Annotated in this window: 19 protein-coding genes and 1 tRNA gene; all 20 read right to left on the bottom strand. The window is 58.4% G+C overall.

Annotated elements, in window-relative coordinates:
- A partial coding sequence (locus PLJ71_10565) for a sulfatase (GenBank protein HQM49121.1) occupies positions 1-1,069 on the bottom strand: 1,069 nt, incomplete at its 3' end.
- A 334-nt stretch (positions 1,070-1,403) separates the two neighbouring features.
- On the bottom strand, positions 1,404-2,483 hold the full coding sequence (locus PLJ71_10570) for a sulfatase (GenBank protein HQM49122.1): 1,080 nt from the start codon (positions 2,481-2,483) through the stop codon (positions 1,404-1,406).
- A 247-nt stretch (positions 2,484-2,730) separates the two neighbouring features.
- A tRNA-Leu gene (locus tag PLJ71_10575) sits at positions 2,731-2,817 on the bottom strand.
- 74 nt (positions 2,818-2,891) lie between these two features.
- A complete protein-coding gene (locus PLJ71_10580) occupies positions 2,892-4,100 on the bottom strand; it encodes a GNAT family N-acetyltransferase (protein ID HQM49123.1) in 1,209 nt (402 codons plus the stop codon).
- A gap of 116 nt (positions 4,101-4,216) precedes the next feature.
- Entirely contained in the window at positions 4,217-5,575 is a 1,359-nt protein-coding gene (locus PLJ71_10585) for an ABC transporter permease (GenBank protein HQM49124.1), read from the bottom strand.
- Complete coding sequence (locus PLJ71_10590) at positions 5,559-6,251, bottom strand: ABC transporter ATP-binding protein (GenBank protein ID HQM49125.1); 693 nt, start codon at positions 6,249-6,251, stop codon at positions 5,559-5,561. Before PLJ71_10590 ends, PLJ71_10585 begins: the two co-directional genes overlap by 17 nt.
- A 5-nt stretch (positions 6,252-6,256) precedes the next feature.
- Positions 6,257-8,116, bottom strand: a complete 1,860-nt coding sequence (locus PLJ71_10595; GenBank protein ID HQM49126.1) for an HlyD family efflux transporter periplasmic adaptor subunit — start codon at positions 8,114-8,116, stop codon at positions 6,257-6,259.
- Positions 8,052-9,923 (bottom strand): TolC family protein, encoded by a 1,872-nt coding sequence (locus PLJ71_10600; GenBank protein ID HQM49127.1) that lies wholly within the window; start codon positions 9,921-9,923, stop codon positions 8,052-8,054. Before PLJ71_10600 ends, PLJ71_10595 begins: the two co-directional genes overlap by 65 nt.
- A gap of 102 nt (positions 9,924-10,025) precedes the next feature.
- Positions 10,026-11,006: a bifunctional riboflavin kinase/FAD synthetase gene (locus PLJ71_10605; GenBank protein ID HQM49128.1), complete on the bottom strand. Its 981-nt coding sequence runs from the start codon at positions 11,004-11,006 to the stop codon at positions 10,026-10,028.
- Positions 10,999-11,892, bottom strand: a complete 894-nt coding sequence (gene truB, locus PLJ71_10610) for a tRNA pseudouridine(55) synthase TruB (protein HQM49129.1) — start codon at positions 11,890-11,892, stop codon at positions 10,999-11,001. Before truB ends, PLJ71_10605 begins: the two co-directional genes overlap by 8 nt.
- Positions 11,889-12,869 (bottom strand): DHH family phosphoesterase, encoded by a 981-nt coding sequence (locus PLJ71_10615; GenBank protein ID HQM49130.1) that lies wholly within the window; start codon positions 12,867-12,869, stop codon positions 11,889-11,891. The genes truB and PLJ71_10615 overlap by 4 nt, the downstream gene beginning before the upstream one ends.
- Complete coding sequence (gene rbfA, locus PLJ71_10620; protein ID HQM49131.1) at positions 12,856-13,227, bottom strand: 30S ribosome-binding factor RbfA; 372 nt, start codon at positions 13,225-13,227, stop codon at positions 12,856-12,858. Before rbfA ends, PLJ71_10615 begins: the two co-directional genes overlap by 14 nt.
- 2 nt (positions 13,228-13,229) lie before the next feature.
- Entirely contained in the window at positions 13,230-13,511 is a 282-nt protein-coding gene (locus tag PLJ71_10625; protein HQM49132.1) for a DUF503 domain-containing protein, read from the bottom strand.
- A gap of 36 nt (positions 13,512-13,547) precedes the next feature.
- Complete coding sequence (gene infB / locus PLJ71_10630) at positions 13,548-16,340, bottom strand: translation initiation factor IF-2 (GenBank protein HQM49133.1); 2,793 nt, start codon at positions 16,338-16,340, stop codon at positions 13,548-13,550.
- Between the two features lie 57 nt (positions 16,341-16,397).
- Entirely contained in the window at positions 16,398-17,633 is a 1,236-nt protein-coding gene (nusA, locus tag PLJ71_10635) for a transcription termination factor NusA (protein HQM49134.1), read from the bottom strand.
- A gap of 23 nt (positions 17,634-17,656) precedes the next feature.
- Positions 17,657-18,112: a ribosome maturation factor RimP gene (gene rimP, locus PLJ71_10640; protein HQM49135.1), complete on the bottom strand. Its 456-nt coding sequence runs from the start codon at positions 18,110-18,112 to the stop codon at positions 17,657-17,659.
- Positions 18,113-18,373: 261 nt separating this feature from the next.
- Positions 18,374-19,072: a polyphenol oxidase family protein gene (locus PLJ71_10645; GenBank protein HQM49136.1), complete on the bottom strand. Its 699-nt coding sequence runs from the start codon at positions 19,070-19,072 to the stop codon at positions 18,374-18,376.
- Positions 19,069-20,460, bottom strand: a complete 1,392-nt coding sequence (gene hslU / locus PLJ71_10650) for an ATP-dependent protease ATPase subunit HslU (GenBank protein ID HQM49137.1) — start codon at positions 20,458-20,460, stop codon at positions 19,069-19,071. Before hslU ends, PLJ71_10645 begins: the two co-directional genes overlap by 4 nt.
- A gap of 3 nt (positions 20,461-20,463) precedes the next feature.
- Positions 20,464-20,922 (bottom strand): ribose 5-phosphate isomerase B, encoded by a 459-nt coding sequence (rpiB, locus tag PLJ71_10655; GenBank protein ID HQM49138.1) that lies wholly within the window; start codon positions 20,920-20,922, stop codon positions 20,464-20,466.
- A gap of 25 nt (positions 20,923-20,947) precedes the next feature.
- Positions 20,948-22,057: sialidase family protein (locus tag PLJ71_10660; protein ID HQM49139.1), on the bottom strand; the 1,110-nt coding region annotated here is incomplete at its 5' end.

The following is a 22,057-nucleotide window of genomic DNA, read 5'->3' on the forward strand; positions in this document are numbered from 1 at the left end:
CGAGCTGGGCCTTCCGCACCGTCTCGGCGTCCACGGCCGGCGCCACGACGTCTGGTAGGTCGGCCTCTGTGACTGTTCGCGTCAGCACGTCCAATAGCCGCGCGTCCACCCAGCGCATCTCTAGATGACACCGCACCTCGCCGCCGGTCTCGGGCAGAGCGCCGTCCAGGATGGCGGGCGCTATCCTGTCGAGTCCCATCAGCCCCCGTTCCACGCGCGGTTCATGGCCCGGCCAGCGAATCAGCAGCGGCACGCGGAGCAGTTCGTCACACAGTGACGAGCCGTGCCCTGTGCAGCCATGCTCCCCAAACAGCTCGCCGTGGTCGGCCGTCACAATGACGACCGTGTTCCGTAGTAGTTCCGCCAACAGCCGGCCGAATTGTCGGTCCGCGTATCGTGTCTTGGCGTCATACAGGTTCATTTCACCCGTACCGAAGTACTCAGGGTCCGCAGCCGCCCTGTACGGGTTGTGGGGCCCGAACAGGTGCACATAAGCGAACCACGGTTCCCGGGCTTGTCGAATCCAGGGAATCGCCTGGTTTACGAGCACCGCGTCATCAGGGTCTACCCTGGAATACACGTGCCGGAGTTCGCTCCATTCCTTCAGTTCGGGGAATACGTGCCACCAGTGCTCCATCCCCCGTGCGTAACCCTTGTTCTCCAACACAAAGACGGAATCGACAAACCCGGCCGTCGCGTACCCGCGGACCTGCATTTGCGCGGGCAGGTACGGCAAATCCTCCCGCAACGGATCCCAACTGGCCAGCACCCCGTGCTGTCGGCAATTCAGCCCAGTGAGCAGGCTCGTCACGCTGGGCGCTGTCCAGGAAGACGTTGCATAGCAGTTCGTGTAAACCACACAATCGCGCGCGAAGGCGTCGATGTTTGGTGTCGTGTTGCGCTCGTACCCGTAGCAGCCCACGTGGTCCGCCCGGAGCGCATCCAAGAGGATAATCAGCACGTTCGGCTCTTCCGGCTCGGCACTGGCCCGGAAACATCCAGCGAGCACCAAGCCCAACGTACACACGCCTACCCCCGCCATTGCAATGATCGCTAAATACTTTTTCATTACTGCATCCCTTAATGGGCGTTATGGTTTTAAGTCCTACCCTATCTCTATTATAGTATATTTTCTAGGCAAAGAAAAGGACAAGCGCGGCCGCTTGTCCCTGCCACTCATCCGCGAGACCCAACTGCTCTTCTTCTTTGTGATGCCTACCAATGCCTACGTTTTGAGGAGCTGGGGGCAGGATTGACAGCCTCCCAAATACGAAAAAACCCGGAAAGCGCCTTGTTTTCCGGGGTTTCTGTGTGTATGGTGCCGGAGGAGGGACTCCTTCCTCGCCCCTATAGTTGAACGACTCAGGGTCTGAGCGTCCACGCAATGTCTACTTTTCAGGTTCCTACAAATACCCGAGCGCCTCGAGCTGGGCCTTCCGCACCGTCTCGGCGTCCACGGCCGGCGCCACGACGTCTGGCAGGTCGGCCTCTGTGACTGTTCGCGTCAGCACGTCCAATAGCCGCGCATCCGCCGGGTCGCGGATCTCGAGATGGCACCGTACATCGCCGCCGGTCTCGGGTAACGTGCCGTCCAGGACGGCCGGCGCGATACGGTCGAGTCCTACCAGCCCGGTCTCCACGCGCGGAGCCTCACCCGGCCAGCGGACCAGAAGCGGCACGTGGATCAACTCGTCACAGAGCAGGGATCCATGCCCGTGGATCCCATATTCCCCAAACAGCTCGCCGTGGTCGGCAGTCACAATCACGATCGTATCGGGCAGCACCTCTGCAAGGAGCCGCCCAACTTGGTGATCGACGTAGCGCAGCTTGGCGTCGTATTGATCGAGCGCTCCAGGTCCAAAGTCATACACCCGCGCGGGCAGGTCGTAGGGCCCGTGCGGGCTCATGAGGTGCACATACGCAAACCACGGCTCACGCGCCTGTCGAATCCACGGGATCGCCTGATTTACAGTGACGGCGTCATCGATCTCCCAGCCCCCTTGCAGCCACTCCAACCTGGGCATATCCGACCATAGCCAATAATAGTCACACCCGCGCGAATACCCATCCTGGGAAGAAAAGAACGGATTGCCGACAAACCCGGCCGTCGCGTACCCGCGCGCCTGCATCTGTGCCGGCAAATATGGCAGGTCCTCACGCAGCGGGTCCCAACCAGCCCTCACACCGTGTTTCTGGCAGGTCAACCCCGTGAGCAGGCTGGTCACACTAGGTTTCGTCCACGAGCACGTCGCGTAGCAGTTCGTGTACATAATGCAGTCCCGCGCGAAGGCGTCGATGTTTGGTGTCGTGTTGCGCTTGTACCCGTAGCAACCCACGTGGTCCGCCCGGAGCGCATCCAAGAGGATAATCAGCACGTTCGGCTCTTCCGGCTCGGCACTGGCCCGGAAACATCCAGCGAGCACCAAGCCCAACGTACACACGCCTACCCCCGCCATTGCAATGATCGCTAAATACTTTTTCATTACTGCATCCCTTAATGGGCGTTATGGTTTTAAGTCCTACCCTATCTCTATTATAGTATATTTTCTAGGCAAAGAAAAGGACAAGCGCGGCCGCTTGTCCCTGCCACTCATCCGCGAGACCCAACTGCTCTTCTTCTTTGTGATGCCTACCAATGCCTACGTTTTGAGGAGCTGGGGGCAGGATTGACAGCCTCCCAAATACGAAAAACCCCCGAAAATCCCTTATTTTCGGGGGTTTCTGTGTCTATGGTGCCGGAGGAGGGACTCGAACCCTCACCCTGTTGCCAGGACCGGATTTTGAGTCCGGCGCGTCTGCCAATTTCGCCACCCCGGCGCGAAACGTAAGTATACCCGTGAAACAGAAGGATATCAACGGCGAAGGGGCCCCACTGCAGGCTTCCGAATGCGTCAGAACCGGTCGAAAGGCCACACAAAAGGATGGCGCTTGGGAAAGATGGCGTAAAGAAGAGCGCGCGCATCCGGTGAAAGGAGGCATTGTTTGGCGGCCAAGATGTCTTCGGCATGCCGGTACCCCGTCAACAGGTGCATCATTTCGCCGCTTCTGAGGCCGACCTTGCCCATGCCCGGCACACGCGCAATATCGATGGCGCCGCGATTGGCCCGGACCCGGTACGGAGCGCCCTCGATAATCAGGGTGGCTTCCGTGCGCAGGTCATGAACTCCGCTATTCTTAACGCACCGCTCCCATTCGGGAATCATATGCTCGAAGGTCTCATCTATATCCACAAATGCGAGCATGCCGCCGGAATTCCGGGAAATCAGCGTTTCGTGGCGTGACTTGAACTCGAGCATGTAGCGCGCCATGGGATGGGGGGGCGGACAGTGGATGCGCAGATGAGCGAGGGACTCTTCTTCGGCGATGCTTGCGCACGCACGCAGGACGCTTCCACACAAGCCGATATCCGCAACCCCGGACTCCTCGACTGCCAAGTGGTCTCCCATGTTCCGGTAAAAGAAATAGGCCAGGACCTTGCCCTGATCGTCCATCAAGACACGTTTGGGACTGGACTCGTCCCATTTGCAGATGAGGTGCGCGCGTGTACGAACAATAGAGCACGCCATGTCTTCATCATTGGCGTTGTGAAGCATCTGGATGCTCTGAATATCGCCTATTTTCGCGGGCCGGGTTTGAAACGGGCATTGGAACGTCAGGGCTTCCAATGTGTCGACGTCGATCACGTAATCCGCGAGAGTCGTGACGTACTTCCAGCGATGGTAGAGGTCCGGCACACCGAACAGCATCGACAAATGATAGCGATGGCGCTTCATGTAGGCGAGTATGTCTTCCATGAGCCGCGTGCAGACGCCCTTGTTGCGATGGCGCTCGGAAGTGGTTACCCAGCCAAGGCCGCCCATCTTCAGGCGCGCCTCCCCCAGGCGTATCGTATCGGTGATCATGCGAAGTCCGCCCACGATCTCGGGCCTGCAAACGGCGATCCGGGTATGCTCCTTCGAATACCCGGGATACCGGGCGCCGCAGTTCTCGAGCCACCGGAGCCCCTTGGCATAGTCGTCCGCCGAGTGGACGGTCGCGAACATGTCGTGCGCGACACGCAACTCGTCCGCGGTTTCGACTGGTTTTACGGTTATCTCCATCTGCTTCCTCAGGGTCGAAGACCTGCACCAAGGCCGATTTTACCATACGAAAGACGGCATCCTCACGGCTTCGGGCAAGGAAAATCGTTTGGGATGGCCGGCCGGAGGCTGCAGGCCTATTCGTGCCGGAGCGCTTCGACGGGGTCCATATTGGCGGCTCGCAGGGCGGGGTATATCCCGAAGATGACGCCGACCATCGCGGATATCGAGAAAGCGATCAGGGGCGACCACAGCGTAACGATGGTCTTCATGCCGGCGAACCAGGTGATCACGATTGGAATGGCGATCCCAAGCGTGACGCCGATAACGCCACCCACTCCCGCGAGCAGCACGGTCTCGATAAGAAACTGGACGATGATGTCGCGGCGTTTTGCGCCAAGAGCGCGCCGTATGCCGATCTCCCGGGTGCGTTCGGTGACGCTGGCGAGCATGATGTTCATGATGCCGATCCCGCCCACCAACAGGGATATGGCGGCAATGGCGCCGAGCACGATATTGAAAATGCGTTTGGTGCGTTCGGCCTGCCGCAACAGCTCGAGGGGCACCACAACCTCGTAATCAACCTTGCGGTGATTGGCGGCGAGCAGGTCGCCAATGACGCGTGCCGCATCTATGACATCGGCCAGGCGGGCCACTTTCACGGTGGCTTCATGCAATTCGACGCGTGTCGCTTCGAAACTCCCGCTCTGCTGGTTGACAAGGGTTTCTCCGAACTGTTTTCGTGCCGCGTTCAGAGGCACATACATGCGGTACGGGGCGCCGCTTGGGCCATTTCCGCTTTTGGCGGGCGCCGTGGTCCCGCTGTCGACGCCGTTTGACGTGATTCTGGCGGACTTGGGTTCCATGACTCCAATCACGCGGTAATACTGGCTGCCCGCCCGTACGGTGCCTCCAATTGCGGGGTCGATGGGAAACAGGGCGGTCTCGATCCCCGCATCGAGAACGGCTACATTGGTGCCGTCGTTCATCTCCATTTCGGTGAAGAAGCGGCCTCTGGCCACATGGTGGTTGTTGACCTCGGGATACCAAGGGACCGTTCCATAGATATCGCAGTCAATGCGTCTGCCACCGTTCCAGACGTCTTTGCGCATGATTCTGGCGGGAACCAGGATCTCGACCAACGGCAATGTGGCACGAATACGTTCCAGGTCTTTGTACGTGATTCCGTACTCGAGCAGCCAGGTACGCTGAGAGGTGCTGGTCTTTTCTTCGGGCGGTTTTACGCTGCGTATGATGACGTTGTTGCTTCCCAGGCGGCGGATTTGTTCCTGCGCTTCGTAGCTGGCGCCTTCGCCGATAGCAAGCATCGCGATTACCGAGCATACGCCGAACACAATCCCAAGCACGGTCAGAAGAGAGCGCAACCGATGAAGCCACAGGCTCTTCATGCCCAGCTTGATCGTGAGTTTCATGCGGCTCAGGCCGAATGCCTTCTTCAGAGCGCGCATACTCTGAGACTTACCGGACGAGGTCATGCTCCACCTCCCCGTCAAGCAACCGGACGATTCGGCCCGCCCGCTCAGATATCTCCTCGGAATGGGTCACCATGATCACCGTTTTTCCGGAGTCATGCAGTTCATTAAGGAGCCGCAGAATCTCCTTCCCTGACGCGCTGTCGAGGTTGCCGGTGGGCTCGTCCGCCAGGATGATCAGAGGATCGTTGACCAGGGCGCGCGCGATAGCGACACGCTGTTGCTGGCCGCCCGAGAGTTCGAAGGGCCTGTGATCAAGCCGTGATTCCAGGCCGACCCGGGTAGCGAACTCCACGGCGCGCCTGCGGCTCTCTTCCTCGTCCACACCCTGGTAATAGAGGGGAACTTCGATGTTCTCGACCACGCTCAGCTGCTGAATCAGGTTATAGGACTGAAAGACAAAGCCCAGCCGGGTACTGCGTATTTCGGACAAGTGGTCGTCGTCCAACCGCGACACATCTTCTCCACCCAGGAAGTACTGCCCGCCCGAGGGTCTGTCCAGGCAGCCGAGGATATTGAGCAACGTCGACTTGCCGCATCCGCTCGGCCCCATGACCGCGATGTACTCGCCTGATGAGATGGAGAGGGAGATTCCCCGCAACGCCTGCACTGTAACAACGCCCATGACATAGGTCTTGGACAGGTTCTCGACACGGGCGATTTCGCCATTGTCCTGCATCGGCATCAACCCGTCGCGGACGCCTGAACGCTTTCGGGAGGCGTCTCGGCCGGTTTTTCCTCTGCTGGCTTCTCCCCCCCACCGGGAGCCGTTTCAGGATGGATCAAAAGCACTTCGTCTCCCTCATTCAGACCGCTTTTCACTTCGATGAACGAATCATTGAACTCACCCGTTTCGATGACGCGTTTCTCGGGATCGCCTCCAAGGCGCGCAAGATACGCTACTCGTTCTCCGCTGACCGTCGCGACTGCCTGGATCGGCACATAGAGGACGTCGTCCAACTCGTCAATCAGGATCTCGACTTTCGCAGTCATGCCCGGCTTAAGCCAATCGTACGAACCATCAAGCACTACGGTGGTTTCATATACCTTCAGGTCCGGATTCATCCAGCGGCTTTCCTGTTGAGGAAGGACGCCCATCTTCGTAACTTCGCCAGTCAGTTCTCTCTCCGCAAAGGCTTCAATTTTGATGGAGGCTTTCTGACCCTTCTCGATCTTCTGGATGGATGACTCGTGTACGTTAACCTTCACAGACATCTTGGTCATGTCCGGAATCGTGAGAATCTGCTGCCTTTCGTGAACCGTGGCGCCTTCCTGGATGGGTTCTTGCCCTCCGTAGTAGTAACGCATGTCGCCTCCCCCGTATACAACCAGCCCGGCGCGTTCGGCCACGATGGTGCACTTCTCGATCTGTTCCAGTAATTCGTCTCGTTGCTGATTCTCGATCGAGTATCGCGCCTCGGCTGACTTGAGCTGTGCATCGGATTGAGCGATTTGCGAACGGGCTTTCTTCACTGTTCGCGACAACCCACGCAACGCCTCTTCGTAGTCCGACAACAGGGTTTCCGCCTGTTTGGGAAACTCGTAGGTGACAAACAACTCTTCGGCAAGCTTTGAAGATTCCAGGGAAATCTCGCTGCGGGTCACGGCCATTTCGTCCTGCCGGCGTTGCGTCTCGGTAACAAACTCCTCCTCAGCCAGCTTCTTGGTCCACTCGAACGTGTCCTGCGCCGTAGACAGATCCTCTTCCGCGAGGAGGATGTCCGTCTCGAATTTCTGACGTTTCTGCACGGCCTCTCCCGCCAGGCGCTTATCTTTTGCCAGCGCCTGGAAATCGAGGGAGTCGCGAAGCGCCCGGGCCTCCGCCGTTAACGCAACCTGAACCTGGATGGTATCCGGGATTGGGGCCTCCCCATCGCTCGGAGTTTCCTCATTTCCAGGGCTGGGTTCCGCGGCCTCTGCGGATTGTGTCTCCGCCGCTCTGGCCAAGCGGTCTTCCTCCTCGATGTCTTCGGCGGAAACTTCCTCAATTCCCAGCCTGCTGAGCAGGTCCAGCGCCAACTCCGACCCGAGGTATTTCTCCAAATCCATCCGCTTGAACTTGACAGCGAGTTCGGCTGCTTTTATGTCGCTCTCGTTCTGCTTGAGCTGGATTTGATATTGTTCTTGGGCTTCCGTGAGACTGGCCAGGGTGCTCTGAAATTCGATCTCTTTCTGGACAAGCTTGTCTTTCAGCTGAGAAGAGTCAAGTTCGACAAGGATCTTCTTGTTCTTGACGTCTTCTTCCGTAACGCGATACCCCTCGTCCACGATGCTGATGATCTTGGTTTCGCCATGGACTTCAGACTTGATTTCCTGCTTCTCGAGGGCTTCGACTTCTCCCTTCTCGAGAACCGTGATACGCAAGGGGCCGCGTTGGACCCGCCAGCTGACAGCGCCGGCCTCTTGTTCGCCGTGGCGCGCGAAAAAAAAGAGGACAACTGCCAGCGCAGCCAAGCCGGCGAGACCGAGTTTCCACCACTTACGAACCCGCAGAAGCATCTGCTTGATCGGCCTTTTCGCCGGCGTCTCCGGAGTAATCGTCATCGGTGATATCCTCCCACTGGCCGTTCTCTTTGATGTAGAGGATTCCCATATCTCTCCAGAAGCTCAATCGGGCGATGGTGTGCTGGACCAATGCCGCAGTCAGGTCGTTCTGGGAGGAGATGAGTGAATTCTGTGCGTCTACCTGGTCGATGGCGCTTCCCCGGCCGGCCTGGAAGAGCAGCTCCTGCTCCCTGACGCGCCGCTCGTTCAGCTTGACGCCGATCTCCTGTATCTGAAAGCTGACTTGTGCTTGTTGCAGATTTCGCCACGCTTGGCGCACATCGAGTTTTACCTGGTCGGTTGACTCTTGGAAGCCCCTGGCGGCCTGGTCATAGCCAATCAGGGCCGTTCTATAGGCGTTTCGCTCCGACTTTCTATCGAACACGGGGTCCACGTCCAGGCCGATGCTTGCCCGTGTGCGCTCGAAATCGATGCTCTGGAAACGGTCTTGTCCAAAACTGCTGGCTGTGGCTTCCGCCACGAGGTTCACGTCGGGCTGCAACGCATTCGCGGCAACCAGCACTTTGCGTTGTGCATCTTCGACGCGATCGCGGGCGATCATCAGGTCGAGGCGTGAAACAAGGGCGATCTCAACGGCTTGTTCGGGTTCAAGGTTGGGATGATCCAGGCCTTTCTCTCGCAAGATCTCGAGTTCTTTCTCATCCAGAACAACCGGGGCATCTGTCGAGAGACCAAGTCTGATCTTGAACTGGTCCAAGCTGTCCGCGTAGTCTTGCGCGGCCGAAATGTAACGGTCGCGCGCCTGTAATTCTGCCTGCTCGTTACGTCCGAGTTCCGCGACCTTGATACGTCCTGCCTGGGCCAGCGCGCGCTGGCGCCGGGCGTTTTCCTGGAATGCCAGATAGCCGCTCCAGTTGTTGCGGACAGCGTCCCGGTTTTGAAGAACGCGGTAGTAGGACGCGGCGATGTCGATCGCGAAATTCTTTCGATACTGTGTGAAGGAACGCAATTGGTACAGGACGTTGCGTTCCGCCTGTGTGAGGTTTTCGAGAACGACATCGCGGCCGGCGCCTGCCATGAGAGGCTGGGTAATGGTCGCGGTCAGCGTAGACGATGTCGCCACGCGTGGGTCGCCCGTCAAGTAACGCAGGAAATTCGAGCTGAGTTCCATCGCGATTCGAGCGCCTCCCGCAAGAAGCATGTCGAAACCCAGACTGCTGGCGCCGGTGACCGAGCGCTCATCAATCACGTCGATGCGGGTGTCGTCGGTAATGCCCGCGACAGCAGCGGCTGCTTCAACAATCTGGGCGTAGCTATCAAGCAAATCGCCGGTCCCGCCAGTCAGGTCGCCCGTGCGTTCCAGGATATCCGGCAACGCCTGAGCAATACGTGCCGCATCCGTTGGATGCTCGACGTCACGTGTGGTCCGGTTGTAATACCCGCTGAGCCGGCTGGCGAAGATTGGATCGAAGTTGTGGCGCTGCAGTGTCAACGCCAGTGCGCTTCCATAAAGGGCCTCTTTCTGATTTTGGTACTCGCGGCTGTGTTTGACCGCAACGCTCAGGGCCTTCTCGAGGGACACGCGATAGAACCCTGCTTCGGAAGCGGCATCATCGCCCAGGGACGGGTCCTCGGCTTCCACCGTCGGCAGATCTTCAAGCGACAGACTCTCTTCCTGCTCGATGGTGAATTCCTTTGAGCTTCCGGGAACTTCCTGGGATTTTGCGGCAATGATCGGATAAACCTCAGCATCGGCCTTTTCCTTGTAACGCGTTGTTGAACAACTTGTTACAAGAACAAGCCCCAGCAAGCTCGGAATCAGGGCAAGGTGTCTATAGCTTCTCATGGCACAATCCAACCTACTCTATGTTAACGACAGAACCTGTGGGAAGTTACATATCATACACATCCTCCGTTACCGCGTTGAAGTACGGGAAACTTCGGATGCTTATGGCATTTGCGGTTCCTTTTGATCATTGCATCTGTCATGCGAGGCGAAGAAACCGCGCACGGACTCGACGTCCTCACCGATTTGCGTAACCAGGGCCTTCCTCGAGGGGAATTTCCGCTCAGGGCGCAATCGCCGAAAGAACTCAAGTTCGGCGTTTTCGCCGCAAATATCCCGGGAAAAATCCAGCACATACGCTTCAATGGTCAGATCATCATGTGAAATGGTTGGGGCAATCCCAATGTTTACTGCGGCAGGATAGGCCGTCCCTTGGATCCATGCCTTGGCCGCGTAGACTCCTTGGGCCGGAACGGCGCTGTGGTGGGGCTTGATGTTGGCGGTGGGAAAGCCCAATCCGGCCCCTATTCCCCTTCCACGGATTACCTTGCCATTGATCGAGTATCGCCGGCCCAACAACTGGGCCACCCGGTCAAGATCGCCTTGGAGCAGGCATTCTCTGACGAGTGTACTGCTCACCCGCTCGCCGTCGACCTGAACCGGCGCAACCTGGTCGACGACGATGCCGTACCGGCGGCAGTACGACTTGAGGAATTCGTAATCGCCTTCCGCGCCTCTGCCAAAACGGAAATCGTGTCCAACGACCACTTCCCGTGCCCGGCACCGGCCGACGACTATCTCGTCAACGAACGCTTCTTTCGGCATGCCGGCCGAATCCCGGTTGAAGGGCAGAACAAACAGCACTTGCAACCCCATCTCGGCAAGAAGACGCGCCTTTTTCTCCTCGTCGGTGAGGAGGTTTGGCGGACGCTCGGGGGAAAAAAACTCCCGGGGATGGGGGCGCATGGTCAAAGCACAGGGGGTGCCATTCCGCTGTCGGGCCCTTTCAATGACCTCGCGCACGATAACCTGATGCCCAAGATGCACCCCGTCAAAGCTGCCGATCGTCAGGACAACTCCAGGGAAATGCTCCGGCGCGGTCCGAACATCGTCAATGACTTTCATGTGGCCGATATCATTCATCGCAAAGAACCCTGCGTGGCTGTATCCGGAGACCCTGCGTATCCAAGAACACCTCCGCCAAGGCCAACAGTTCTCCCGATGGCGCAATGACCTGAACCCATCCGTCACAAACAGGGCAATCCCCGGCAAGCGATTCGCGCCCGAAAGAGCGGCCGTGCCGGATCAGGCCCCGTGCGCCCTCCTGCATTTCTACGCGGGGCAAGGAAAGGACATTCTCGACAGGCAGCAACCGCCGGCGGACGGCATCGGGGGAATCAAGGTCTTCCAAGGTCACGGCAGCCTCTACCGAATGGTTGCCCACTGACAAGCGGCGGAGTTCTGCCAGGGTTCCGCCGCATCCCAGACGTTCCCCAACCTCGAAACAGAGTACCCGGGCGTAGGTGCCGCTCGAACAAACCAGCCGGAACGACGCATCGCGCCCGTTGAAAGATTTCAGAGAAAACTCATGCACGGTCACCGGGCGCGCAGGCCGCTCGACTTCCTGGCCGCGCCGGGCGCGTTTGTAGAGCCGTTCACCATCGATCTTGACGGCGCTCACCATCGGAGGCTGCTGCAGAATTTGTCCTGTAAATGCCGCGAACGCCCCGTTCAGGTCATCATAAGACAGAGCCGGAACCCGGCGTTCCTCGAGCACCTGTCCCTGCAGGTCATGGGAGGAGGTCACGACACCCAGGCGAAGAATACCCTCGTAAACCTTGTCCATCCCGGCAACAAACTCTGAAAGACGGGTCGCGCGCCCGAGACACAAGATGAGCAAACCCGTCGCGGCGGGGTCCAGCGTCCCCGTATGCCCCACTTTGCGAATATGTGCGGCGCGCCGCACGTGTTGGACAACGTCGTGCGATGTAGGCCCAGCCGGCTTGTCGATTAGAAGCACCCCGTTCATGGTTTTTCCGAAAGCACTTCCCGGACGCGCCGTAGCGAGAATGCCATGGCCTGTCTCAACGACATTTCAAGCGTCGCCCCAGCCGCGGCGCCGTGGCCGCCGCCGCCCAGGGGCTTCAAGATCTCCGCACTGTTGAGGCCCTCTCTGCTGCGCATGCTTAGTTTGACGGTGTGTTCGTCGACTTCCCGGAGCAACATCGCAACATCGACCCCTTCGATATTGCGGGCGAAATTTATGAGGCCCTCGGTATCCTCGTCGAGCGCCTCGGTCTCGGCCATGTCACGGGCGCTGATGGTTCCCAAGGCGATTCTGCCCCCGTCCAGCAATACCACGTTGTTCACAAACCTGGTCAAGAGCCGAAAGCGCCTGGCCGGCATCTCATCGAATACGCGCCGTCCGATTTCGGCCACGGGCAACCCTGTGGCAACCAGGCGCGCCGCGACCTTATGGGACCGCTCGGTGGTATTCGAGTACTTGAAGCTTCCGGTATCCGTTGTCAGAGCCACATACGCGCACACGGCAATTTCCTCGGTGAGGGCTACGCCAGCGGCATCCATCAATTCGATGAGAAGCTCGCCGGTGGCAGCATATCGAGGGTCAACAACAGCCAGATTCCCCGCGGGCTCGTCTTCAAGATGGTGGTCGAGCACAATGACTTGCGTGGTATCGTCGAGAAGGGTCATGACCTCCCCGATCCGATCGAGTTGGGCCACATCGACGATGACCGCCAAATCAAAGGGAGGCAAGCATTCCCGCGGAAGGCGGATCAGGTCGGCGCCGGGAAGCCAGTCATAGCGGTGAGGTACGGGGTCGGCCAGCGCACAGACCACTTCGGCATCATTCATTCCGCGGACAACATGGTATAGGGCCAGCACCCCGCCTACCGCATCGCCGTCAGGAGAAACGTGGCTGGTCACCAAAATGCGCCGCGCATTACGCAGGCGGTCGATGATCTCGGACAGCCTATCCCCCCGCATCTTCGGCGCCTTCACCTTCCGAGTGAATCTCGCGAAAAATCTCTTCGAGCCGAAACGCGTCATCCAGGGACGTATCTTCGAAAAACCGGATCTCGGGCGCATAGCGCATCCGCAACCGGCGCCCTACCTCGCCCCGGAGCCAGCCCGCCGAGCTCCTCAACGCCACCAGCGAACCAGTGCATTCCTTGGCATCGCCCAACAGGCTCACATACACGTTGGCATAGCGCAGGTCAGGAGACATGCGCACGTGCATGACCGACACGAACCCGATGCGGGGGTCTTTCAACCCGCTCGTCAGCAGATTCGCGATCTCCTGGCGCACGAGTTCACCGACCCGTTTTTCTCTGCCACGACTCATTTTCAGAGCATCTCTATCTCGATATTTGCGACTTCCGCGGCACAGTTGGATATGGCGAAGCGGGCAATTTCATTGAGCTGCGCATTGGCGAACCGGCTCTCCCGCGAGACAACACAAACTGCCAGACGCGCGCGCTGCCATTCATCCAGAAAATCAATCTCCGCGACGGACCCATTGAACTTCTGCCGTATCCGGTCTTTTAGACTCTTCACGACTCGCCGTTTGTCCTTGAGAGAGCGCGCCCCAAAGATAAGGAGGTCCAATTTCAATACGCCAATCGTCACAAGGCAACCTTTATGAAAGGACCCGGTTCGACAAGGCTAATCCAGTTTCTGGGCGATCTCATCGAGCCGGTACGTTTCGATGATGTCTCCAGCCTTGATATCCTGGAAGTTCTCAAGAACGATACCGCATTCGTATCCCGACGAAATGCTGCGCACATCTTCCTTCTCGCGCCGCAAGGAAGCGATCCGGCCTTCGTGAAGGACAACGTCGTCGCGGACAATCCGAATGAGGGAGGTGCGGTTCACCTCCCCATCCTGCACATAACAGCCCGCGATGTTGCCGATTGCGGATGAACGGAAGATTTCCCGGACCTCGGCGTGGCCGGTTACCACCTCCCTGGTCTCAGGCGCGAGCAGCCCCTCCAACGCCTTCTTCACTTCATCCGTCACCTCGTAGATGATGCGGTAGGTGCGAATGTCGACGCCCTCCTGCTCGGCAAGCTTACGCACCCGCTGGCTGGCGGTAACATGAAATCCTATGACAACGGCATCGCTCGCGCTCGCGAGAATCACATCGGATTCGTTGATGCCACCCACGCCGGTATGCACCAGTTCCACTTTTACATTCTCATTTCCGAGCTTGGCCAGACTGCTCTTAAGCACGTCAACGGACCCTTGCACGTCCGCCTTCACAACAACATTGAGTGCCTGCCGCTCGCCCGCTTTGAGACGTTCATGGAAATCTTCGAGAGTGATGCGTTTGGCTGTCGCGCCTTGCTTCAACTTGGCGCGCTGACTGCGCTTTTCCGCAATGACCCGGGCGATACGTTCCTCCTCGACAACGACGAACTGGTCGCCCGCCGTGGCCACGTCGTTGAACCCGAGGACCAGTGCCGGCGTCGCCGGCAAGACCTTTTCCACATTCTCCCCTCGTGAATTGATCAAGGCGCGCACCCGGCCGAAGGTCTCTCCCGCCAGGAATATATCGCCCACGTGAAGCGTGCCGGTCTGCACAAGCACCCACGCCACGGGACCCTGGCCCTTGGACAATTCGCTTTCCACTACCGCGCCGCGCGCACGCTTATTCGGGTTTGCCTTGAGCTCGAGCATCTCGGACTCGAGGACGAGCAACTCCATCAGCTCGGCAACGCCTTCGCCTGTCTTTGCCGAAATGTTGCGAATAATCGTCTTTCCGCCCCACTGTTCATCAATCAAATCGTACTTGACGAGTTCCTGGCGGATCCGGTCCGGTTGGGCCTCGGGTTTGTCGCATTTATTGATGGCAACGACGATCGGCACTTCGGCGGCTCTGGCGTGGTCGATCGCCTCGATAGTCTGCGGCATCACGCCGTCGTCAGCGGCCACCACGAGGATCACCACATCGGTCGCCTGAGCCCCCCGGGCCCGCATCTGAGTAAACGCGGCATGGCCCGGCGTATCGAGAAACACGATTCGCCCATCGCCTATCTCGACGTCATAAGCGGCAATATGCTGGGTAATGCCTCCCACTTCTCCCTCGGCCACATGCGCCCGCCGCAAGTAATCCAACAACGTGGTCTTGCCATGGTCGACATGTCCCATAACCGTAACCACGGGCGGGCGAAAAACGAGGTCTTCGGGAGCGTCCGCTTCCTCAGCCATGATCTCCTCTTCCCCGGGAATGGCGCTTCGGACGTCATAGCCATATGCCTCGCCGATTTCACGCATGAGCTCGAAAGACATGGTTTGATTCTTGTGTGCGAGGATATTGTGCTCCATGAGCTGCAGAATGATGTCATTGGTCGGCATGTCCAGCGCTGCAGCAAATTGTTCCACCGTCATGGTCTCTTCGACTTCGATAATGCGTTTTTCGAAAATCTGATCCACCGCGGCGCCCACGGCATCCTCTTCCCGTTCCCGCTTCCTGCGGCGTTTCTTGGCCTGACCCGTAGGACCCACGGCCTGGAATTCCCGCACTTTTGCCGCCGCATCCCGCCGCATGGTCTCTTCGGCGCGCAAACGCTCGATCTTCTTCTGACGTTTTCGGGCCGTCTTGCCCGTAGCGCTCCGCTTGGTTGGCGCTGCTTGCACGGTGGATTGCGCCGTTCGGTCCTGGCGTTTGCGAGCCATACGTTCCGCCGCGCGGCGCTTCACTTCCGCAACAACGGCTGGATCGGGCTTGACTTGCGAACGGGCGGCTTCTCGGGCTTTGCGGGCCTCTTCTTCCTCCTGGTGCCGCTCGGCCTCCGCCAGAATACCTTCCGCGAGTTCGGCTTCTTCCTCGAGGGCTTCTTGCTGTTCCCCAAGTTCGATGTCGAGTTCTTTTACGCGAGTCCCATCCGCTCGAATGATCTGAACCGACTCTTCATGGTCAACGGCCCGTCCGATTTGAATATCGGATTCCTTCTTGACTTTGGCCCCCTGCTTCTTCTCGGCCTTGACGGCGGGTTTCTTCTTATCTTCCACCGCGGCTGCCGACGTCTCCGTTTCTTTTGATTCGGGCGGAAGAATCTCGACTTTGGGAAGTTCCTCGGCGGTCTCCGCGTCCGTTCCCTTGGCTGCGGTCTTCTTGGCTGGGGCCTTCTTGGCAGACGTCTTCTTCTTGGCAGCAGATTTCTTTTTGGTAGCGGCTTTCTTCTCGGACTCGGCTTTGCGTTTGGCAGCTGCCTTCTGCGCCGCGGCTTTCAGGCGCTCGGTGCGCTTACGCGCCTTCTCCTCATCATCCAGCCTCTTCTGGCGTACCCGTTCCGCCACGGTGGGATCGTCGTCAACGTCGATAAGCAAATCGCACTGGTCGTCCGTCAGGACACTGTCGACGCTCTCCACGTCCATCATCATGAAGCGCAGTTTCTCAAGCGCTTCCTGCGCCGTCATGTCCAGCCGTTCGGCCAAGCTCGCTACTGTCTGCATTAAGTCTCACTCCTGAAAAGCCGTTGCCTTCGCTGCCCACCCATAGGAATTATCGCATTAGCCTTCTCCCCGCGTTTCCGTGTCCGTACAATCTTCTTCCGCACCCGTATCTGGCTCGGCAGCCCCTTCCGATGTTTCCGGGCCATTCTCGCTCTCGACGGTTCCATGCGCGTCTGTTCCAGGGTGTTCCGCCCCGGATATGCCCGACTCGTCCTCGGCGGGCTTGTCCTGGGATTTACCGTCGGGAGAACCTTCCCCGGTCAATTCAACATCACTCTTGATGTCTATGTTCCATCCCATGAGTTTCGATGCTAATCGAGCATTTTGGCCCCGCTTGCCGATGGCAAGAGACAACTGGTCATGGGGCACGACGACCAGAATCACGCCGTTCGCGTCATCAACGGAAATATCCAGTATATCTGCCGGATTCAGGGCGTTGGTGCACATCTCCACCGGGTCGTCACTCCATCGAACGATATCGATTTTCTCGCCGCACAATTCCTCGACGACCGCTCGAACACGCGAGCCCTTCATGCCTACGCAAGCGCCAACCGGGTCCACGTTTGAGTCATTAGAATGTACAGCGATCTTGGTGCGGTTTCCAGCTTCTCGGGCTATCCCCTTGATGTCGACAGTACCATCATAAATCTCGGGGACCTCCAATTCGAAAAGGGCGCGAACCAGCTCCGGGCATGCGCGTGACAGAACGACCTGGGGACCCCGAGGCGACTTGTCGACCTCGACCAGGAAGGCACGAATGCGGTCTCCAGGCTTGAAGTTCTCGCGGGGAGACTGTTCGCGAATGGGCAGTACCGCATCGGCACGCCCGATGGAAACAATGATGTTGCCGTGGCTTACCCGCTTGACAACACCGGTAACCATCTCCCCTTCACGCTGTTTGAATTCGTCGTATACGTTCTCGCGCTCGGCATCTTTCAATTTTTGAATGATGACCTGCTTAGCTGTCTGGGCCGCAATGCGCCCAAAATCCTTCGGCTCGGCAGGCACCTTCAACCGGTCACCAGCGACTGCCTCGGCATTCATGGCCTGGGCTTCTTCGACGGGTATCTGGCGCGTATCATCGGTCACTTGTTCGGCGACCTCACGAATCTCGAAAACCTTGAACGTCAGCGAAGCCGGGTCCACCTCGACCACGATCTCGGCCTTGGGGTGGAAACTCTTACGCGCGGCGCTTTCCAACGCCGTACGAATGGCTTCTAGCAGCTTATCCCGGTCGATACTCTTCTCGGCCTCGAGCTGCTGAAAAATCACCTGCAAATTCGCGTCAGCCACAACTGCCTCATTTCCCCGCGTGCTTAGCGGTCCAGATTCGCCTTCTTAAGATTCTCCAGATGGACGCTGTAAACCGCATCGTCACTCTCCAGTATTATCATCCCGTTATCGAATGCTTTAAGAAGACCCTTGATTCGCTTTCGTCCATTCACCGGCACATGCGTCTTAACCTTCACAGGTTCGCCTATGAACCGCTGAAAGTCCTGCGGTCTTCGCAAAGGCCTGTCGAATCCCGGCGATGAAACCTCAAGCACATAGTTACCTTCGATAAAATCCTCCATATCTAACAGGGGATCGACCAACCTCGTTACCGTCTGGCAATCATCAAGACCAATGCCCGCGTCGCGGTCGATGAACAAACGCAGCGTGCGCCGGCCGCTCGATGCGCCGAACTCGACCTCGATCAGTGCATAGCCGTGTTGCCTAATCGGCTCCTCCAAGGTCTCCCATGTCCGTCTTATCACATCCTCTGCAAGCACAATTAACCCCTTTTGCGACGGACGCTTAGCACATCAGGCACAGTACCCGCCGCCGGGATTTTCAACCGCATATATCGGGTACAACCAAAAAGAGTGGGCGCAAACCCACTCTTTGGTCACCCGCGCACAAACCAGAGGAGTGTAGCACATTTCCGGGGTTGGATGCAACCGCGTCAAGCACGGTATGATTGCCCAAATCGTGAAGGGCTGGGGAGTTACGATGCCGGGAAAAAGGTGTCGAGTTTCAGCCGCCGAGGCACTTCAAATCATGAGCACAGCCATGTTGCGTGCGGTCCGGTCGCCCCCCCGGTAGGAAAAGAACCGGCCGCCTTCAATTGTGCATAGCTCAGAAACATGGATCTGATGCTCAGGCACGCCGACGGCGCAAAGCTCTATCCTGTTGGCTTCCCAGAGGTCGAGATTGCGCCCGCTACGAGGCAACCCCGCGCTCTCCCAGTCAGCCGCTAACTCTTCGGAAACCTCGTAAAGCTCCGGCCCCGCCGAGGGCCCGATCAACGCATGAACGTCCGCTGGAGATACGCCAAAACCGTTTTCCATGACGCGAATAGCCGCGGCGGCGATGTTTGAACGCGTGCCCTGCCGGCCGGCATGAACGAGCCCCGCGACCCTGAATGACGGCGCGAATAGAAACAGCGGCACGCAATCCGCAACAAAAACCGCCAGGGGCAACCCCGGTTCGGCGGTAACCAGGCCATCCGTCGAGGCCAGCGCCGAATCTCGCGAAACCCCTCTCCTTCCGCGCTCCTGTTCGCCAACGACGGCGACCGACGCGCCATGTACTTGATTGCAGCAGACGAGGCTCTCGGAAGATATTTCGAGGGCAGCGCAGCAGCTCGAGCGCGCATTTCCCGGGCGCGGATCGCAACAGTCGCCATCTTCGCGTTCCGTAACGGCCGCTATACTGACCCCCAAAGCCTCGAATTCCCGGAAACGAATCACAGGATGTACTTGCTCAGGTCGCGGTCTTCAACAATATTCGCAAGACGCTGTTTGACCTCGGCCGCGTTCAGGCGGACGCGGGTACCGCTTTTCTCGGCCGCTTCGAAGAGAAGGTCCTCGAGGAGGCACTCCATGATGGTGTGAAGCCTCCGTGCGCCGATGTTCTCCGAAACCGTGTTCACTTTCTCGCAGATTTCGGCCAACGCCTCGATGGCGTCGTCTTCAAACTCTACCGTGACTCCCTCTGTTGCCAGAAGAGCCTGATACTGCTTGATCAGGGAATTCTCAGGTTCCTGCAGGATGCGTTTGAAGTCGTCAAAATTCAGGCTGCTCAATTCAACGCGTATCGGAAACCGGCCCTGCAACTCAGGAATAAGGTCAGAAACCTTGCTCATATGGAAAGCACCCGCCGCAATGAAGAGGATGTGATCAGTTTTCACCGGACCATACTTCGTAATGACGGTGCTCCCTTCCACAATCGGCAGAATGTCCCGCTGCACCCCTTCCCTGGAGACATCGGGCCCGGTCTTGGGACCGCCGTGGCCGGCAATCTTATCGATCTCGTCAAGAAAGATGATCCCCGAGTTCTCCGTGCGGGATATTGCTTCGCGCACCACCGCGTCCATGTCGAGAAGATTCTGAACCTCTTCCTGCTCGAGAATCGTCCGCGCTTCCGCGACAGTAGTCTTGCGCCGCTTTGTGCGCTGGGGTATGAACCGCTCGAACATCTCCTGAATGTTAAATCCCATCTCCTCGAGGCCGGCATTTGAGAAGACCTGCATCGTCTGGGGGGCGCTGGCTTCCCGGACCTCGATATCGATCTCGCGCGCATCCAGCTCACCCGCATGCAGTTTTTCAAGCAACACTTCGCGAGTACGGGCTTCCGCGTCTTGCTCAGCGGCCGGCGTGACAGGGGCTTCATCGCCCGCAGCCGGGTCGCCTGGGCGGTAGATTCTGCGCGGCCCGCTGGGGCGGGGAGGCAGGAGAATGTCCAGAAGCCTGCGCTCCGCCAACGCATGAGCCCGGGGCAGCACTTCCTGGGTCATCTCCTCACGGACCATGTGTATGGCTACCTCAGTAAGTTCACGGATCATCGATTCACAGTCTCGCCCGACATAGCCGACCTCGGTAAACTTGGAGGCCTCGACTTTGATGAAGGGCGCATCGGCCAATTTGGCGAGACGGCGCGCTATCTCGGTCTTCCCCACCCCCGTTGGACCGATCATGATGATGTTCTTGGGCGCGACTTCCTCGCGGAGCGATTCCTCAAGCTGTTGGCGCCGCCACCGGTTTCGTAATGCGATAGCGACTTTCCGTTTTGCCGCATTCTGCCCGATGATGTACCTGTCAAGCACAGCGACGATTTCTTTCGGTGTAAGTGATTTCATATGTTACTCCATGCGGGAATCATCCATTTTGCAGACTCTGCGCCTGTGACGCTCGTCGTTCGAAAAGGGGGTTGCCAGCCACACATCGAGAATCGTGCGGCACTCGTCCAGCAAGAGTATTCTTCTTCCAAGGCACAGGATGTTGGCGTTATTGTGTTCGCGCGACAGCCGCGCCATCTCGGGGTTCGCGCACACGGCGGCCCGAATGCCGCGATTGCGGTTGGCGGCAATCGCGACACCGATCCCCGTCCCGCACATGAGCACGCCCGCATCCGCTTGACCGGAAAGGACCTTGTCGCACACGGCCTGCGCGAAATCGGGATAATCCACGGATTCGGGTCCGTTTGTCCCACAATCGACTACCATATGGCCCTTTTCACCAAGATACCGCATGATCTCCGGTTTGAATAATGGGGGCGGCCCCTCGTATCCGGCGTGGTCGCTTCCAACTGCTATTCTCATGATAACTACACCGTCTCCTCTGGCGTTATTCTTGATAGAACCAATCAAGACCGGCCCGCAGTACATGCAGTCCATCGCGCTGGTGGTAGGCGATCAACGCCACATTCTCGACAAATGTGATGCTGGGATAGCCATAGTCGTTGTCGGGCGCTCCCATGAGAACCCGCTCGTTGGTCCACGTCTCGCCTTCGTCTTTGGACAGGATCGAGACAAAGGGCGTCCGCCAACGGAAGGGCTCTTGGGGTCCCGCGCTGCAGCGCAGCAACAAGAGGTCTCCTGTGGAGGGGATGCGTTTTACGCACAATGCCGAGCTGGTATTCGGCAGCTTCAGTTCCAGGACTTTGATCCCGGGACCCCAACTTGCGCCGTGATCTTCCGAGTATGCCTTCAGCACATAGCCGCTGTAGGTGCGCATGAGCATGAGCACCCGGCCATCTTTCAACTCCACGACATGAGGTTCTTGTGCCTCGACGCCTTCGCTCTGCAGGTTTACGTCGTTCGTGCTTCGCCACCAACTGTAGCCGTTATCGTCGGAATATGCCACGGTACTGGCATATCCGGCGTGGTCATTCTCCGAGTCGGAGGATTCGAACTCGACAGGCGCAAGAATGCGCCCTGTGGACAGTTGCACCAGTTTGTCGTTGTGCATGATGAAATAGCCGGGAAACGGCGTCACAATGAGCTGGTCGCCCCAGGACTGTCCATCGTCAGTCGAGCGGCGGTAGTAGTTCTGCCCAAAGAGCGGCTTCATGCTCCCCCGGTAGATGTATGACAGAAGAATATCGCCGCTGGAAAGGCGCAGCAGACTGGGGTGGCAATAGATGTGGATGGATTTGTCCGCGAGCGCGGGGCGCGGCGCTGGCACCAAGGCAAACTGTTCGCCCCAGGTTTTCCCCAGGTCGGAGGAGTACTTCGCACCGATGGCGCCATCGAAACTCCCGCTCCGAGTGTACAGCGTATACGCCAGCAGCAGCCGGCCGTCGTTCAGCGCAATAATGTCTCCGGGCATGCTGCGGTAACCGTAATCCTGCACGGGGAGAGGCACTGCATGTACATCCTCGAATAGTATCTCCCCGGCAATGGCACGGGCCCCTGTGAAGGTACCGCAAAACGCCGCAGCTATCATTGTTGAGAC

It is taken from the genome of Candidatus Hydrogenedentota bacterium (genome assembly GCA_035416745.1).
Classification (GTDB): Bacteria; Hydrogenedentota; Hydrogenedentia; order Hydrogenedentales; family SLHB01; genus UBA2224.